Source organism: Streptomyces sp. NPDC056144, from assembly GCF_042264145.1.
Classification (GTDB): domain Bacteria; phylum Actinomycetota; class Actinomycetes; order Streptomycetales; family Streptomycetaceae; genus Streptomyces.
Genome location: NZ_JBHJVF010000009.1, coordinates 92,784 through 108,039 on the forward strand (window position 1 = coordinate 92,784; position 15,256 = coordinate 108,039).

Sequence of the window (15,256 nt, forward strand, 5' to 3'; positions counted from 1 at the left end):
TTCGCCCGATCCGGGGAAGCCGGGCCCGAGAGGTTCCCTCGACGGCCCGGCGGCTGGAAGCCTGCCCACCATGGCACAGACCCCCCTGGCGCAGACCCTCATGGCGCACACGCAGCAGATCGGGCAGCAGGCCGGAGACCTCGGGCCGTTCGTGGCCGTCGACCCCGTCGTGGAGCGGATGCGGGCCCTGCGGGGCTCCTGGCATCCGGCCGACGGGGTCGGCGTCTTCAACCGGGTCTACCTGACCGTCACCGAGGAGATCGGTCACGCCATCGAGGCGGGCACCTTCGCCGACCGGCGGGCCGCCGCCACCCTCGACGTGCGGTTCGCGGAGCGCTACATCGCGGCGGTCGACGCCGTCGCCACCGGGGCCCCGCCGCCCGCCTGCTGGCGGCCCCTCTTCCAGTACCGCAGCCATCCCGGCGTCCGCCCGCTCCAGTTCGCGCTGGCCGGGATCAACGCCCACATCGGCCACGACCTGGCGCTCGCGGTGGTCGACACCTGCCGGACCCTGGAGTGCGCCCCCGGCGACCTGGAGGACGAGTTCGACCGGGTCGGGGACATCCTGGTGCTCCTGGAGGAGCGCATCCGGGAGGAACTGATGCCGGGCCCGGACCTCCTGGAGATCGCGGACCCGCTGACGCATCTGCTCGGCTCGTGGAGCCTGGACCGGGCCCGCGACGGGGCCTGGCTCGCCGCGCGCTCGCTCTGGCAGCTGCGCGGCCTTCCCGAGCTGGCCGGGGAGTTCACGGAACGCCTCGACCGCTCGGTGGGCCTGGTGGGGCGGATGCTGCTCACGCCCCTGACCAGGCCCTGATCCGTACGGGGATCAGTCCTCCGGCAGCTCGACCGGGGCGATCTCGTCGTACACGTCGCCCGGACCCGGGTTGGTGCCGTCGGTCGCGCCGCCGAAGTGGTGCATCACGCCCCACACCGCGTTGAGCGCCGTCTGCACCGCGCCCTCGGCCCAGCCGGCCGTCCAGGAGATGTCGTCGCCCGCGAGGAAGATGCCCCGCTTGTCCTCGGGCAGCCGGTCCTGCATGAAGTGCGTGAACAGGCGGCGCTGGTAGCGGTAGTGGCCCGGCAGGTTCGCCTTGAAGGCGCCCATGAAGTAGGGCTCGTTCTCCCAGGAGACCGTCACCGGGTTGCCGATGATGTGCTTCCGGATGTCGACCTTCGGGTAGATCTCGCCGAGCGACTTCAGCATGACCTCCATCCGCTCGTTGGCGGAGAGCGGCAGCCACTTCAGGCTGTCGTCGCACCACGTGTACGAGAGGCAGATCGTCGCCGGCTTGTCCGGGCCGTCGTCCAGCAGGTACGTGCCACGGGTCATCCGGTCGGTCAGCGTCATCGACATGACGTCACGGCCGGTCTCCTCGTCCTTGTCCAGCCAGAACGGCCGGTCGACCGGGACGAACAGCTTCGAGGACTCCATGTAGTGGGTCCGCTCGATCGCCGTCCAGTGGTCGATCGGGAAGAGCGAGTCGTCACAGGCGATCTTGGAGAGCAGCATCCAGGACTGGGCGGTGAAGATCGCCGCCTGGTACGTGCGGATGTCGCCGGAGGCGTCGGTGACCGTGATGCGGTTGCCGGCGGTCCGGTTCAGGCGGGTCACGGCCGGCTTCGGCGCGCCCTCGTGCAGGGAGCTGAGCGAGGTGCCCTGCGCCCAGTGGACGATCTTCTCCGGCTCGCGCTCCCACAGGCGCAGCGGCAGCTGCTGCGAGCCGCCGACGATCCCGCGGTGGTGGTCGTCCGCCTCGGTGTAGACGACGCGGAGGATCTCCAGGATGGAGTTGGGGAAGTCGGTGTCCCAGCCGCCGGTGCCGAAGCCGACCTGGCCGAAGATCTCGCGGTGGCGGAAGGACTTGAAGGACTCCGACTCGCAGAGGTAGCCGTAGAAGGTCTGGTTGTCGAGCTTCTCGACGAGCTTGGCCCAGATCTCGCGGATGCGCGGGACGTCGCGCTCGCGCATGGCCTGGTTCATGTCGGAGAAGTCGGCGCCCTCCTCCAGGCAGGCGTTCCACGCGTTCATCACGTCGCGGTAGACCTGCGGGAGGTCGTCGACGGTGGTGGCGTAGTGCGACTCGCCCTTGAGGTCGACGACGGTCGACGGGGTCGACTCGGCGAGCGGGTTCGGGAACGGCGTGGTCTCCAGGCCGACGAGGTCGATGTAGTACTGGAGCGCGGTCGAGGAGGGCGGGAAGCGCATCGCGCCCATCTCGGCGGTGAGGCCCTCGGTGCCGGTGCCCTCGAAGCCGACGGTCCGCAGGCGGCCGCCGATCTGGTCAGCCTCGTAGACGACGGGCTTCATGCCCATCTTCATGAGCTCGTACGCGGCGATGATGCCGGACAGACCGCCGCCGATGACCGCGACCTCGGTGCCGTGCGCGGTGGCCGGGATCTGGCCGAGGCCGGCCGGGTGGGCCAGGAAGTCGTCGTAGGCGTACGGGAAGTCCGGACCGAACATGGTGATCGGCGGCTGGCCGTCGCTGTGCGGAACGGCGGTCGTGGGCACCGTGGACGTCATGGGGTACGGACTCCTTGCACGGAAAAAGGGTGAGGCGGGGCAGGAAGGCTGGGGGGCCGGCTCAGACGAGGGGGCCGTAGAGGCCGGGGCGCCGGTCGCGGAGGTAGGGGTTCTCGGCGCGGGAGGCCGACAGGAGGTCGGGGTCGGCGTCGCCGACGACGAGCTCCTCGCCGCGGCCGGCCCGGGCGCGGGCGGTGCCGTCGGGGCCGGCGAGGGCGGAGAGGCCGACGAACTCGAAGTCGCCCTCGGGGCCGGTGCGGTTGGCGTACGCGATGTAGAGCTGGTTCTCGAAGGCGCGGACCGGCACGACGGACAGGGGGACGACCTCGGCGGGGTGCATGAGCGCGGTCGGCACCAGGAGGAGGTCGGTGCCGGCGAGCGCGTGCGCCCGGACGTTCTCCGGGAACTCGACGTCGTAGCAGATCATCATGCCGACGGTGAGTCCGCCGACCTTCGCCTGGACGACGGCCTCGTCGCCGGGGGTGAACCAGGCGGTCTCGAAGTCGCCGAAGAGGTGCGTCTTGCGGTACCGCGCGAGCGAGGTGCCGTCGGCGTCGAAGAGCTGCGCCGCGTTGTAGAGGACCCCGTGGGCCTCGGTGTCCCGCTCCGGGTAGCCGTAGCCGATGGCGAGGCCGTGGCGCACGGCGATCGCGGCGACGGCGCGGGCGGACGGGCCGTCGGCCGGCTCGGCGAGACGCGCCATGGCGTCGCCGATGGCGTACCCGGTGAGGAAGAGCTCGGGGGCGAGCAGCAGGCCCGCTCCGGCGGCGGCGGCGCGGCCGGCGGCCTCGTCGAGGGTCCGGAGGTTGGCGGCCACGTCACCGAGCTCGCCGGAGCTCTGGAGCAGGGCGGTGCGCAGCGCGGGCATCAGCGGTCCTCGGGAGGTCGGAAACGGGGAGGGGGGACGTCAAAAACGGTACGGTTCCGGGCTCATCCGGGACAAGGCTGGACCGTTGTGCACCGACCGTCGAACCGTTGCGCGATCGGACGGGCGTGCGGCGATTCGTTGCGTACGGCTCCGACCACGGTCGCGGGACGCCTCCCCCGCGCGGCGGAGAGGGAACCGTCCCCGGGCCCGACGACCGGGGACGGCGGCCCCGGAAGAGTGGTGGTCGTCCGGGAGAGCACCGGACGACCTGCCGAAGGGACCGGAAGACCATGAACCGTCGTACGAAGATCGTCGCCGTCGCCGCCGCCGTCCTGCTGACCCTCGGGGCCGGGGGCCTCGCCGCCGCCTCGGCGGACGAGACTCCCGCACCTGCCCCGGCCCCGGCCTCGGCCTCGGCCTCGGTGAAGGAAGCCGCCGCGCTGACCGGTACGGCCAAGCTGTACCGCCCGGCCGGTGACGACATCACCTTCTCCTTCGACGCCCACCTCGCCGAGCGGGACCGGCAGGACCCGATGAAGGCGACCGGAACGTTCCGCTTCAGCCACTACAAGGGCGACTGGGGCGGCTACGCGAAGGTGAAGGTGGACTGCCTCACGACGGGCGGCAAGGTGGCCGTGGTCTCCGGCACCGTCGTCGAGACCGACGTGAAGGAGTTCCGGAAGGCGCGGGTCGGGGTCACCGTCCACGACGTGGAGGGCGGCCCGGACCGGCTCGGCTACACGTGGATGACGGCCGACCCGCAGAAGGACAAGGTGCAGCCGTGCCTCAGCGGGGCCCCCTTCGAGAAGGTGAAGGAGGGCACCGGGGACTTCGAGGTCACGCCGTGGGAGTTCGTCTACCCGACGGAGTAGCGGCGGGTCAGGCCGGCGAGCCCGAGGAGAAGCGCCGCAGCAGCGGCGAGAGCACCAGGACGGACTTGGTGCGCTCCACGAAGGGCTCGCCGGCGATCCGCTCCAGGACGCGCTCGAAGTGGCGCATGTCGGAGGCGAAGACCTGGACGACGGCGTCCGCGTCACCGGTGACGGTCGACGCGGACACCACCTCGGGGTACCGCTCGAGACCTCGCCGGATGTCCTCCGGCGAGGTGTTGTGGCGGCAGTAGATCTCGACGAAGCCCTCGGTCTCCCAGCCGAGCGCCGCCGGGTCCACCCGTACGGTGAAACCGGTGATGGCGCCTTCGGCCCTGAGCCGGTCCACGCGCCGCTTCACGGCGGGCGCGGAGAGGCCGACGAGCGAGCCGATGTCGGCATAGCTGCGGCGGGCGTCTTCCGCGAGGGCGTGGACGATGCGTTCGTCGAGGTCGTTGAGTCGCACTACGGGTGGATCACTTCTCTGTTGATGCGGACACCGCCACCGGCGCCTCGGTGGCCAGCCGGGAGCGGCGCATGCCGTACAGGAAGTAGAACACGAGCCCGGCGGCCATCCAGCAACCGAAGACCACCCAGGTGACGGCGTCGAGGCTGAACATGTTGTACGCGCAGAAGACGAAGCCGAGAACCGGGAAGACCGGACCGAAGAGCACCTTGAAGGTGCGCGGCATGTCGGGGCGGGTGTACCGGAGCACGACGACCGCGACGTTGACCAGGGCGAAGGCGAAGAGGGTGCCGATGCTGGTGGCGTCGACGAGCTTGCCCAGCGGGATGACCGAGGCGAGGGCGGCGCAGAAGAGGGAGACGATGACCGTGTTCACGCGCGGGGTGCCGGTCTTGGCGCTGACCTTGCCGAAGACCTTGGGCACGAGGCCGTCGCGGGACATCGCGAAGAGGATGCGGGTCTGGCCGTAGAGCACGGTCAGGACGACGCTGGCGATGGAGATGACCGCGCCGGCGGCGAGCAGGGTGCCCCAGTGGGACTGGCCGGTGACGTCGTTCATGATCGCCGCGAGGGTGGCCTCGGAGCCGTCGAACTCCTTCCAGTGCCAGGCGCCGACGGCGACCGCGGCGACGAGGACGTACAGCGCGGTGACGATGACCAGCGAGAGCATGATGGCCCTGGGCAGGTCGCGCTTGGGGTTCTTGGCCTCCTCACCGGCGGTGGAGGCGGCGTCGAAGCCGATGTACGAGAAGAAGAGCGTGGCGCTCGCGGCGCCGATGCCGGCCGTGCCGAGCGGCATGAAGTTGTCGTAGTTGCCGGACTTGAAGCCGGTGATGCCGATCGCGCAGAAGAGCACGAGCGCGGCGATCTTCACGGCGACCATGACCGTGTTGACGACGGCGGACTCGCGGGCACCGCCGAGCAGGAACACCATGGCGAGCAGCACGACGATCAGGCCGGGCAGGTTGATGATGCCGCCCTCGCCGGGCGCCGAGGAGAGCACGTCGGGGATGGTGACGCCGATGGTGCCGTCGAGCAGCTCGTTGAGGTACTCGCCCCAGCCGACGGCCACGGCGGCGACGGAGACGCCGTACTCCAGGATGAGACACCAGCCGCAGACCCAGGCGAGAAGTTCGCCCATCGTTGCGTACGTGTACGAGTACGAGGACCCGGCGACCGGGATGGTGCCGGCCAGCTCGGCGTACGAGAGGGCCGAGAAGAGGGCCGTCAGACCGGCGATGACGAACGCGACCGTGACGGCGGGGCCCGCCTTCGGCACGGCGTCGCCGAGGACGACGAAGATGCCGGTGCCGAGCGTGGCGCCGATGCTGATCATGGTCAGCTGCCACATGGAGAGCGAGCGGCGGAGGCTACCGCCCTCACCCTGCCCACCCTCGTTGACCAGGCGCTCCACCGGCTTGCGCCGGATCAGCGCACCGAGGGTGGAGGTCGTGGGGGCGGCCGTGTCGACGGCCGGTGGGGCTACGCCTTGGTCCAGCACTGCGGAGGCTCCTTATCGCTGCCTGTGAACGCGAGGACGACCGCGGCGGTACGCGGGCATGACGAATCAGCCCGTGAAGGGTGGGGAACCGCCGAGCAGGCGGTCGTCGCCACTCCTGGTACGAGGCATGAGCCTAAGGGGCGGAGCTTCGCAGTCGTAATGCAGTGTTGTTGCGCAGTGCCGGACGATCATTGCGCGCTCGGGGCGCGAACGGGGAAACATTGCGCTCCCCCGCATGAATCGACACATCAGGGACGCGGGCGGGTCCGTGCACGCGCATTGACTCCTGAAGCCCGATGACCCACGCTGCGTGCCCCCGGCACCCACGGATCGGAGGCCCCGGTGGGCTGGCTCGCCCCCGCACCCTTCCTGCGCGGCACGGCCTGGCTGGACGGGGACCGGCCGGTACGGGCGGACCCGGACGACCTGGAACGGCTGCCGTGGGACATCGCCGAACGAGCCGCGCTGCCCATCGGCGTACGGATCGAGTTCACGGCGGAGCCCGGGACTCGGGCCGTGGAGCTGCGCTACCGGGCGGCCGTCCCGAGGCCCGGCGACCCGCTCGCCGCCCTCCGCCACGGCTTCGCGCTCTGGCAGGGCGTCCGGCTCGTCGGGGAGACCTTCGCCGTCCCGGCCGCCGAGGCCGTCGTCCGCCTCCCGCTGCCCCCTGAGGGCGGCGTCTTCACCGTCCACCTCCCGGAGGGCCAGGCGCCCGTCCCGCTCGCCCTGCGGGCCGTCGACGGCCGCCTCTCCCCCGCCCCGGCGCGCCCGCGCTGGCTCGTCCACGGCGACTCCATCACCGAGGGCTGGTGGTCCACCCGCCCCGCGCACTCCTGGCCGGCCACGGCGGGACGGCTCCTGGGCCTCGATCCGGTCAACCTGGGGTACGCGGGCGGGGCACGCGGCGAACTCCCGCTCGCCGAGCATTTGGCGCGGCTCCCCGGGGACCTCGTCACGCTCGCCTTCGGCACGAACTGCTGGTCCCGGGTCCCGGTCACCGCCGACTGGCTGTACGCGACCGTGCGGGCCTTCGTGGGCCTGGTCCGCCGGGGCCACCCGGAGACCCCGCTCCTGATCGTCTCGCCGGTCCTGCGCCCGGAGGCCGAGCACACCCGCAACGCCCTGGGAGCCACGCTCACGGAGCTGCGCAGGGCCATGGAGCGCGCGGGCCGCGACCTGGCGGCGGAGGGCGACCGGCGGCTCCTGGTCCTCCCGGGACGCTCCCTGCTCGGCCCCGAGCACCTGGCGGACGGCCTGCACCCGAACGACGGGGGCCACGCCCGGATCGCCGAGGCGGTGGCGACGGCCCTGCGTCCGCACGTACCGGCCCCGAGAACGCCGTAGGCCCCCGGGAGGAAACCTCCCGGGGGCCCACGGACGGAACGGCTACTAGCTCCAGCTGGCGTGCAGCGGCTTGCCCTCGGCGTAACCGGCGGCGGACTGGATGCCGACCAGGGCCTTCTCCTCGAACTCGGCGAGCGAGCCGGCACCGGCGTAGGTGCAGGAGGAGCGGACGCCCGCGATGATCGAGTCGATCAGGTCCTCGACGCCCGGACGCTGCGGGTCGAGGAACATGCGCGAGGTGGAGATGCCCTCCTCGAACAGCGCCTTGCGGGCGCGGTCGTAGGCGGACTCGTCGCTCGTGCGGTTCTTGACCGCGCGGGCGGAGGCCATGCCGAAGGACTCCTTGTACGAGCGGCCCTTGGCGTCCGTCTGGAGGTCGCCCGGGGACTCGTACGTCCCGGCGAACCAGGAGCCGATCATCACGTTCGACGCGCCGGCGGCGAGCGCCATGGCGACGTCGCGCGGGTGCCGGACGCCACCGTCGGCCCAGACGTGCTTGCCGTACTTCTTCGCCTCGGCGGCGCACTCCAGGACGGCGGAGAACTGCGGCCGGCCGACGCCGGTCATCATGCGGGTGGTGCACATGGCGCCGGGGCCCACACCGACCTTGATGATGTCCGCGCCCGCCTCGATGAGGTCCTTGACGCCCTCGGCGGCGACGATGTTGCCCGCGACGATCGGGACCTGCGGGTCGAGCGCCCGGACGGCCTTGATCGCGGAGATCATCGACTCCTGGTGGCCGTGCGCGGTGTCGATGACGAGCGTGTCCACGCCCGCGTCGAGGAGCTGCTTGGCCTTGCCGACGAAGTCGCCGTTGATGCCGACGGCGGCGGCGATGCGCAGCTTGCCGTTGGCGTCGACCGCCGGGTTGTAGAGCGTCGCGCGGAGCGCGCCCTTGCGGGTCAGGATGCCGGCGAGCTTGCCGTCCTTGTCCACGGCCGGGGCGTAGCGGCGGTTGGCGCCGTCGAGCGTGTTGAACGCCTCGCGCGGGTCGATGTCGGCGTCCAGGAGCAGCAGGTCCTTGGACATGACCTCGGAGAGCTGCGTGAAGCGGTCCACGCCGGAGAGGTCGGCGTCGGTGACGACGCCCACCGGGCGGTGGTCCTCGTCGACGACGACACCGGCGCCGTGGGCCCGCTTCGGCAGCAGGGAGAGCGCGTCGGCGACGGTCTGGTGGGGAGCCAGGACGATCGGGGTGTCGAGCACGTGGTGACGGCTCTTGACCCAGGAGATGACGTCGGTGACGACATCGATCGGGATGTCCTGGGGGATGACGACCAGGCCGCCGCGGCGGGCTACGGTCTCGGCCATGCGACGTCCGGCGATGGCGGTCATGTTCGCGACGACCAGCGGGATCGTCGTCCCGGTTCCGTCGGGCGAGGAGAGGTCCACCGCCTGGCGGGAACCGACGGCCGAGCGGCTCGGCACCATGAAGACATCGTCGTACGTCAGGTCGTAGGGCGGCTTGACGTCATTGAGGAAACGCACGTGCTGACATCCCAGTCGTTCGGATCGGCCCCTAGGCATTTCAGCCAGGGGAAAAAGCACGTAGTTCATTGTCCCACGGGACTACCCATACCAGCCCCGGGCGATTCATCCGAGGCTCGCGGCAGGTGGTTCGTCAGATCCTCCGAAAGCATCTCCCAGGGAGACGAGAACCGCGAGGCGGGTGGGGTTCTCGTCGACCGCCGAGGCGAAGACCTCCTGAGCGGTCTCCCACTCGCCGGGGCGGGCTTCGGCGTACGCCCGCCAGCCGGTGAGGACGAGGGTGACGGGCTCGGGGAGGTCCCCGAGGCAGTCGGCGAGGGCGTCCCAGTTGCGGCCGAACCACTCCGGCAGCGCGAGGGTCGCGGCACACCGCTCCATGAGGGCTGCCTTGTCGGTCACACCGGTCAGGTCCAGCACGACGCGGTCGTCATTCCTCATCTCCGACCACCTCCCGGAAGCTCTCGTAGTGGTCGTCGGTGTAGTACTTCTCGCCTTCCCCGCCGGTGACGATCCGGCGGGCCCCGCGGTCGCGCGAGCCGGGGGTCTTCACGGTGTACTCGTGGTAGTAGCCGCGCTTCTCGCGGGGCAGGACGCGCTCGAAGTTCGAGAAGACGGCGCCGTCCTTGGCGTACGGGAAGGGCCCGCCGCGCGCGATGAGGGCGAGCGTCTTCCGGGCCTCGGGCGGCAGGTCGGCGGCGCGTACGGTGGGCAGGCCCGAGGTCCCGGTGGCGGCGGGGGCCACGGCGGGACGCGAGGCGGACGAGGGCCCTCCGGAGACCGTCCCGCCGGCCGAGGAGCACCCGGCCAGGAAGACGGCCGCGAAGACGGCGAGGACGAGCGCGAGGAGCACGCGGAAGGGCCGGAGCAACATGTCCCGAACATACCGTTACGGGATGGCTCCGGCCCCTGGGCGACCCTCAGGGCGCGCGCTCGTTCAGTTGCCGTCCGGGTCCTTGCGCTCCAGGGCCGGGTGCGTGCCGGGGCGCGACTCGGTGAGCAGGTAGTCCGCGGCGGCGCGGTCGGTGACCAGGCTGGTGACGAGACCGGAGCGGAGCACCGCGCCGATCGCCGCCGCCTTGCGCTGGCCGCCCGCGATCGCCACGACCTCCGGGATGCGGCGCAGCCGGTCCGCCTCGACGGTGATGCAGCGCTCGCCGAGGTCGCGGCCGACCCGGCGGCCCTCGGCGTCGAAGAGGTGCGCGGACATCTCGGCGGCGACGCCGAGCGAGGCGTAGTGGGCCCGCTCGGTGTCGGAGAGCATGTCGTGGACGGTCGAGATGCCCGGCTCCCAGGAGCCGATGGAGACGCAGGCGACCGTCACCTTGTCGAAGTACTCGAAGGCCCGCGCGATGCCGGTCTGGCTCCGCAGCGCCGCCGCGGTCGCCGGGTCCGGCAGCAGCATGGGCGCGTAGATGGGGTGGGCCTCGCCGCCGGAGACCTGGGCGGCACGCCGTACCGCCTCGACGGAGCCGCGCTCGGCGGTCCCGGCGTCGTACACGCCGGTGAGCTGCACGACCGTGCACGGGGGCAGCCGGTCGAGGGCCGCCGCCATGTGGATGGTGGAGCGGCCCCAGGCCAGGCCCAGGACGTCGCCCTCGGTGACCAGCTCGCCGAGCAGGTCCGCCGCGACCTCGCCGAGGTTCTCCGGATCGGGCGACTCGTCGTCGCCCTCCGCCGGGGACTCGACGACGACGGCGTGGCGGAGGCCGTAGCGGGCGCGCAGCGCGTCGGAGCGCTCGGCGTCCAGCTCGGCCGGCACACGGATCTCGATGCGGACGAGGTCGCGCTCCAGCGCGGTCTCCAGGACCCGGGCCACCTTGAAGCGGCTCACGCCGAACTCCTCGGCGATCTGGATCTTGGACTTGCCCTCCAGGTAGAAGCGGCGGGCCATGGCCGCCGCCTGCACCAGCTCCGCGGGGCCCATCCGCAGGGCTGACCGTCCCGCCGACATACCGGCCACCGCGATCTCCTCACTGCTGTTCACGTACCGCTGTTCGGATACGGCTGTCGTTCGCGCGCTGTCCTCGCGCGCAGTCGTTCACACTCTGGACTCACCGTTCATCCTGTCAGAAACGGCGGGTCTTGATCAGTCCTGTCGGCGGGCCGACGGACCGCGTTCATCCGGCGGAGGCTCCTCGGAGGCTCAGTGGCCACACGCCCACGCGGCCGAGGCCGTCGTGGCCTCGGCGCGGGCCCGGAGCGAGGCCACGGCCGCCGCCGGGTCCGCCGCGCCGTAGACCGCGGAGCCCGCGACGAAGACGTCCGCGCCGGCCTCGGCGCAGCGCTCGATCGTGGATTCCGCGACCCCGCCGTCGACCTGGAGCCACAGCTCCAGACCGTGCTTGGAGATCAGCTCGCGGGTGCGGCGGATCTTGGGAAGCATGATGTCGAGGAAGGCCTGGCCGCCGAAGCCCGGCTCCACCGTCATGATCAGCAGCATGTCGAGCTCGGGGAGCAGGTCCTCGTACGGCTCGATCGGCGTGGCCGGCTTGAGCGCCATCGAGGCGCGCGCGCCCTTGGCCCGGATCTCCCGCGCGAGCCGCACGGGCGCGGCGGCGGCCTCCACGTGGAAGGTGACCGACCCGGCGCCCGCCTCGACGTACTGGGGGGCCCAGCGGTCGGGGTCCTCGATCATCAGGTGGCAGTCGAGCGGCGTCGAGGTCGCCCGCGCCAGCGACTCCACGATCGGCACGCCCAGCGTCAGGTTGGGGACGAAGTGGTTGTCCATCACGTCGACGTGCAGCCAGTCCGCGCCCTCGACGGCCTTCGCCTCATCGGCGAGCCGGGCGAAGTCCGCGGACAGGATGCTGGGGTTGATCTGCGCCATGTGCCAAGCCTCCCACGTTCTTGGTTACTTCTTTGCCGCTGAGCGGTTTCGGGTCCGGTCCAGACCATTTTCGGTACGAAGCGACGAGGACCGGACCGGGATGAACCGGGATGTTCCCGTCAGGCGGTACGGCGGATCAGCGCCAGGTACATGGCGTCCGTACCGTGCAGATGCGGCCACAGCTGGATGTCGGGCCCGTCGCCGAGCGCCGGAACGCCGGGGAGCAGCGGGCGGGCGTCGATCAGCTCGGCGCCGCCGACCTTCTTCAGGACGTCGTCGACGACGACCCGCGTCTCGGCGAGGTGCGGCGAGCAGGTCGCGTACCCGACGACGCCGCCGACGCGGACGGCGCTCAGCGCCTCGGTCAGCAGCGCGCGCTGGAGCGGGGCGAAGCCGTCGAGGTCCTCGGGGCGACGGCGCCAGCGGGCCTCGGGGCGGCGGCGCAGGGCGCCGAGACCCGAGCAGGGCACGTCCATGAGGACCCGGTCGAAGGTGCCGGGGCGCCACGGCGGGCGGGTGCCGTCGGCGGCGATGACCTGGTACGGGCCGGGGTTGCCGGCGAGGGCGCGCTCGACGAGGCGGGCGCGGTGCGGCTGCTTCTCGGAGGCGAGGAGGGCGGCACCGCGCTCGGAGGCGAGAGCCGCGAGCAGGGCGGCCTTGCCGCCGGGGCCCGCGCAGCCGTCGAGCCAGCGGGCGTCGGATCCCTCCAGGGGCGCGTTGGCCAGGGCGATCGCGACGAGCTGGCTGCCCTCGTCCTGGACGCCGGCCCGGCCCTCCTTCACGGCCTCGATGGCACCGGGCTCGCCGCCCTCGGCCATCCGCAGCGCGTACGGGGACCAGCGGCCCGGCAGCGTCTCGGTGGCCGCGGCGAGCTCCTCGCTGGTGGAGCGGCCGGGACGGGCGACGAGGGTGACCTCGGGCCGCTCGTTGTCGGCCTCGAGCAGGTCCTCGATGCCGGCGCGGCCGCCGCCGAGGGCGTCCCACAGGGCCGAGACGACCCAGCGCGGGTGCGAGTGGACGACGGCGAGGTGGTCCTCGGCGTCGTCCTCGTACGGCGGGGCGACCTGGGCGACCCAGGCGTCGAGGTCCTGCTGCGAGATCTTCCGCAGCACGGCGTTGACGAACTTGGCCCGCCCGTCGCCGAGAACGACCCGGGCCAGCTCGACGCTGGCCGAGACGGCGGCGTGGGTGGGGATCCGGGTCCCGAGGAGCTGGTGCGCGCCGAGCGCGAGCACGTCGAGCACGGGCGGGTCGACCTCGCGCAGCGGCCGGTCGATGCAGGCCGAGATGATCGCGTCGTACGTCCCCTGGCGCCGCAGCGTCCCGTAGACGAGCTCCGTCGCGAGCGCCGCGTCCCGCCCGTCGAAGCCCTCGTGCTTCTCCCGGGCCTTCTTGAGCAGCGGCGGCAGCACCAGATTCGCGTACGCGTCCCGCTCGTCCACCGCCCGCAACGCCTCGAACGCCAGCATCCGGACGGGGTCCTTCTGGGGCCGCCGGTAGGGCTTGGGGGGACGGCGACGTGCCTGCTCGCTCAAAGGTGCTCCGCGTGACGAAATGACGAGGTCGAACCCTCTCAGCCTACGTCCTCCGGGCGGCGGGCCCCTCGGGCGGCCCGGCGGGCGCTACGCCCCGAGCCGCTCCCCCGCCGTGATGCGGACCCCGCGGGCCCAGTCGGCGGCCTTCATGGGCTTCTTGCCCTGGGGCTGGACCCAGAGGAGTTCGACGGCGTACGAGCCCGTGCCCGCGTAGACGTTGTTCTTGCCGACCGACAGCTCGCCGGGGGCCAGGTCCGTGCGGTCCGGGAGGGGGGTGACCTGGATGAGCTTGAGGCGCTCGCCGCGGAAGAGGGTCCAGGCGCCGGGGGCCGGGGTGCAGCCGCGGACGACGCGGTCGACGCGGAGCGCGGGGGCCGCGAAGTCGACGTGCGCGTCCTCGACCTGGATCTTCGGGGCGAGCGTGACGCCCTCGACGGGCTGCGGGACGGCCTGGAGGGTGCCGTCCTCGATGCCGTCCATGGTGGCGGCGAGCAGCCCCGCGCCCGCGAACGCGAGCCGGGTCAGCAGGTCGCCGCTGGTGTCCGTGGGGCGGACGTCCTCGGTGACGACCCCGTAGACCGGGCCCGAGTCGAGGCCCTCCTCGATGAGGAACGTCGACGCGCCCGTCACCTGGTCCCCCGCCATCAGCGAGTGCTGCACCGGCGCCGCGCCGCGCCACGCGGGCAGCAGCGAGAAGTGCAGGTTGACCCAGCCGCGGGCGGGGACGTCGAGCGCGACCTTGGGGAGCAGCGCGCCGTAGGCGACGACCGGGCAGCAGTCCGGGGCGATCTCCCGCAGCCGGGCGAGGAACTCCTCGTCGCGCGGCTTCGCCGGCTTCAGGATCTCGATCCCGGCCTCCTCGGCCCGCTGGGCCACAGGGCTGGCGACGAGCCGGCGTCCGCGTCCCGCCGGGGCGTCCGGCCGGGTGACGACGGCGGCCACCTCGTGCCGACCGGAGGCGAGCAGGGCGTCCAGGGCGGGTACGGCGACCTCGGGGGTGCCTGCGAAGACGAGCTTCATGGGTGACGACTGCCTGTCTGTCCGGGGGCGTTGCGGGCGACGCACCAGTCTAGGCGGCAGTGACACAGGGGGCGTACGGGAGGACGAGCGCTCCGCGCATATGCGTGTACGCCCCCGCAGCGTGACCCAACTCCCGGTGGCGCGTTGGTCAAGAGAGATTGACCGAATCGGGTCGCCGTTCCCCTCCGCGACCCGCCCCCCCTTCCACGCCGGTTCGAGAGGCTTTCACATGGCCGACCACGCAACCCACGACGCCCAAGCCCGGGCGAGCCTGCACCTGTTGGTGCGGGACATCGAGCGGGTCCGGCGGCAGGTGGACGCACTGCGCACGCTCACGGCCCAGCTGGGCAATGTCTACCGCCCCCGCCGCTCCGGCCCCTCCACGGGCTTCGTCGTCTACGGACGCGCCCCCGCCCCGACCGTACGTCTCGCCCAGGAGCTGCGGGACAGTGTCGAGACCCTGGTGACCGCCGCGGTCGACTTCGACCGCTCGCTCGGCTTCTCGTGGGACGCCGTCGGCTCCGCGCTCGGTGTCACGAAGCAGGCCGTCCACCGCCGCTACGGTTCCCGGCGCACGCCCCAGCCGGGCATGGCCGTGGACCAGGACCACACGCCGGAGCCGGGTGTCACCCGCACGCTCCCGTCGGTCCCCGCCGCCCGCTCGATGCCCCCGCAGCCCACCTCGGGCAGCGCGACCCTCCGCGAGGACCCGCGGCCCTCGGCCTTCCCGAGCCCGCGCAACGGCTGACCCGCCGCGCGCCGACGGCCGCCCGCCCCCGGACTCCCGGGGACGGGCGGCCGTTCGCCGTGC

15 protein-coding genes are annotated in these 15,256 nt (G+C 72.3%); 4 read left to right on the forward strand and 11 right to left on the reverse strand.

Going from position 1 to position 15,256, the window contains the following annotated elements; genetic code table 11:
- The first annotated feature begins 100 nt into the window (after nt 1–100).
- Entirely contained in the window at nt 101–817 is a 717-nt protein-coding gene (locus ACFC0Z_RS25350) for a DUF5995 family protein (protein ID WP_376442501.1), read from the forward strand.
- Nucleotides 818–829: 12 nt separating this feature from the next.
- Here the strand turns inward: ACFC0Z_RS25350 and ACFC0Z_RS25355 are convergent, their stop codons facing one another.
- Nucleotides 830–2,527 (reverse strand): flavin monoamine oxidase family protein, encoded by a 1,698-nt coding sequence (locus ACFC0Z_RS25355; RefSeq protein WP_376442146.1) that lies wholly within the window; start codon nt 2,525–2,527, stop codon nt 830–832.
- Nucleotides 2,528–2,588: 61 nt separating this feature from the next.
- Nucleotides 2,589–3,395 (reverse strand): carbon-nitrogen hydrolase family protein, encoded by an 807-nt coding sequence (locus ACFC0Z_RS25360; RefSeq protein WP_376442148.1) that lies wholly within the window; start codon nt 3,393–3,395, stop codon nt 2,589–2,591.
- Between the two features lie 290 nt (nt 3,396–3,685).
- Here ACFC0Z_RS25360 and ACFC0Z_RS25365 point away from each other — a divergent pair, with 290 nt between their 5' ends.
- Complete coding sequence (locus ACFC0Z_RS25365; protein ID WP_376442151.1) at nt 3,686–4,267, forward strand: Repetin; 582 nt, start codon at nt 3,686–3,688, stop codon at nt 4,265–4,267.
- A 7-nt stretch (nt 4,268–4,274) separates the two neighbouring features.
- On the opposite strand, the gene ACFC0Z_RS25370 is transcribed toward ACFC0Z_RS25365, so the two are convergent.
- Nucleotides 4,275–4,730, reverse strand: a complete 456-nt coding sequence (locus ACFC0Z_RS25370; protein WP_030691274.1) for an Lrp/AsnC family transcriptional regulator — start codon at nt 4,728–4,730, stop codon at nt 4,275–4,277.
- A gap of 10 nt (nt 4,731–4,740) precedes the next feature.
- Nucleotides 4,741–6,231, reverse strand: a complete 1,491-nt coding sequence (locus ACFC0Z_RS25375) for an amino acid permease (RefSeq protein WP_376442154.1) — start codon at nt 6,229–6,231, stop codon at nt 4,741–4,743.
- Between the two features lie 342 nt (nt 6,232–6,573).
- Between ACFC0Z_RS25375 and ACFC0Z_RS25380 the strand changes: the two genes are divergently transcribed.
- Nucleotides 6,574–7,575, forward strand: coding sequence for a GDSL-type esterase/lipase family protein (locus ACFC0Z_RS25380; protein ID WP_376442157.1), 1,002 nt, complete (start codon nt 6,574–6,576; stop codon nt 7,573–7,575).
- Nucleotides 7,576–7,620: 45 nt separating this feature from the next.
- On the opposite strand, the gene ACFC0Z_RS25385 is transcribed toward ACFC0Z_RS25380, so the two are convergent.
- The 7 genes from ACFC0Z_RS25385 to fmt form a co-directional block, all read right to left on the reverse strand.
- On the reverse strand, nt 7,621–9,063 hold the full coding sequence (locus ACFC0Z_RS25385) for a GuaB1 family IMP dehydrogenase-related protein (protein WP_376442160.1): 1,443 nt from the start codon (nt 9,061–9,063) through the stop codon (nt 7,621–7,623).
- A 105-nt stretch (nt 9,064–9,168) separates the two neighbouring features.
- On the reverse strand, nt 9,169–9,501 hold the full coding sequence (locus tag ACFC0Z_RS25390) for a barstar family protein (protein WP_376442163.1): 333 nt from the start codon (nt 9,499–9,501) through the stop codon (nt 9,169–9,171).
- Nucleotides 9,491–9,934, reverse strand: coding sequence for a ribonuclease domain-containing protein (locus ACFC0Z_RS25395; RefSeq protein WP_376442166.1), 444 nt, complete (start codon nt 9,932–9,934; stop codon nt 9,491–9,493). The genes ACFC0Z_RS25390 and ACFC0Z_RS25395 overlap by 11 nt, the downstream gene beginning before the upstream one ends.
- 63 nt (nt 9,935–9,997) lie before the next feature.
- Nucleotides 9,998–11,047: a sugar-binding transcriptional regulator gene (locus ACFC0Z_RS25400; RefSeq protein ID WP_376442168.1), complete on the reverse strand. Its 1,050-nt coding sequence runs from the start codon at nt 11,045–11,047 to the stop codon at nt 9,998–10,000.
- Between the two features lie 159 nt (nt 11,048–11,206).
- Nucleotides 11,207–11,890: a ribulose-phosphate 3-epimerase gene (rpe, locus tag ACFC0Z_RS25405; protein WP_376442171.1), complete on the reverse strand. Its 684-nt coding sequence runs from the start codon at nt 11,888–11,890 to the stop codon at nt 11,207–11,209.
- 119 nt (nt 11,891–12,009) lie between these two features.
- Entirely contained in the window at nt 12,010–13,425 is a 1,416-nt protein-coding gene (locus ACFC0Z_RS25410; RefSeq protein ID WP_376442173.1) for an RsmB/NOP family class I SAM-dependent RNA methyltransferase, read from the reverse strand.
- A gap of 87 nt (nt 13,426–13,512) precedes the next feature.
- Nucleotides 13,513–14,445 carry a methionyl-tRNA formyltransferase gene (gene fmt, locus ACFC0Z_RS25415; RefSeq protein ID WP_376442175.1) on the reverse strand — a complete coding sequence of 311 codons (933 nt, stop codon included), beginning with the start codon at nt 14,443–14,445 and terminating at the stop codon, nt 13,513–13,515.
- Between the two features lie 229 nt (nt 14,446–14,674).
- Between fmt and ACFC0Z_RS25420 the strand changes: the two genes are divergently transcribed.
- Nucleotides 14,675–15,193 (forward strand): hypothetical protein, encoded by a 519-nt coding sequence (locus ACFC0Z_RS25420; protein WP_376442178.1) that lies wholly within the window; start codon nt 14,675–14,677, stop codon nt 15,191–15,193.
- The last annotated feature ends 63 nt before the right edge of the window (nt 15,194–15,256 follow it).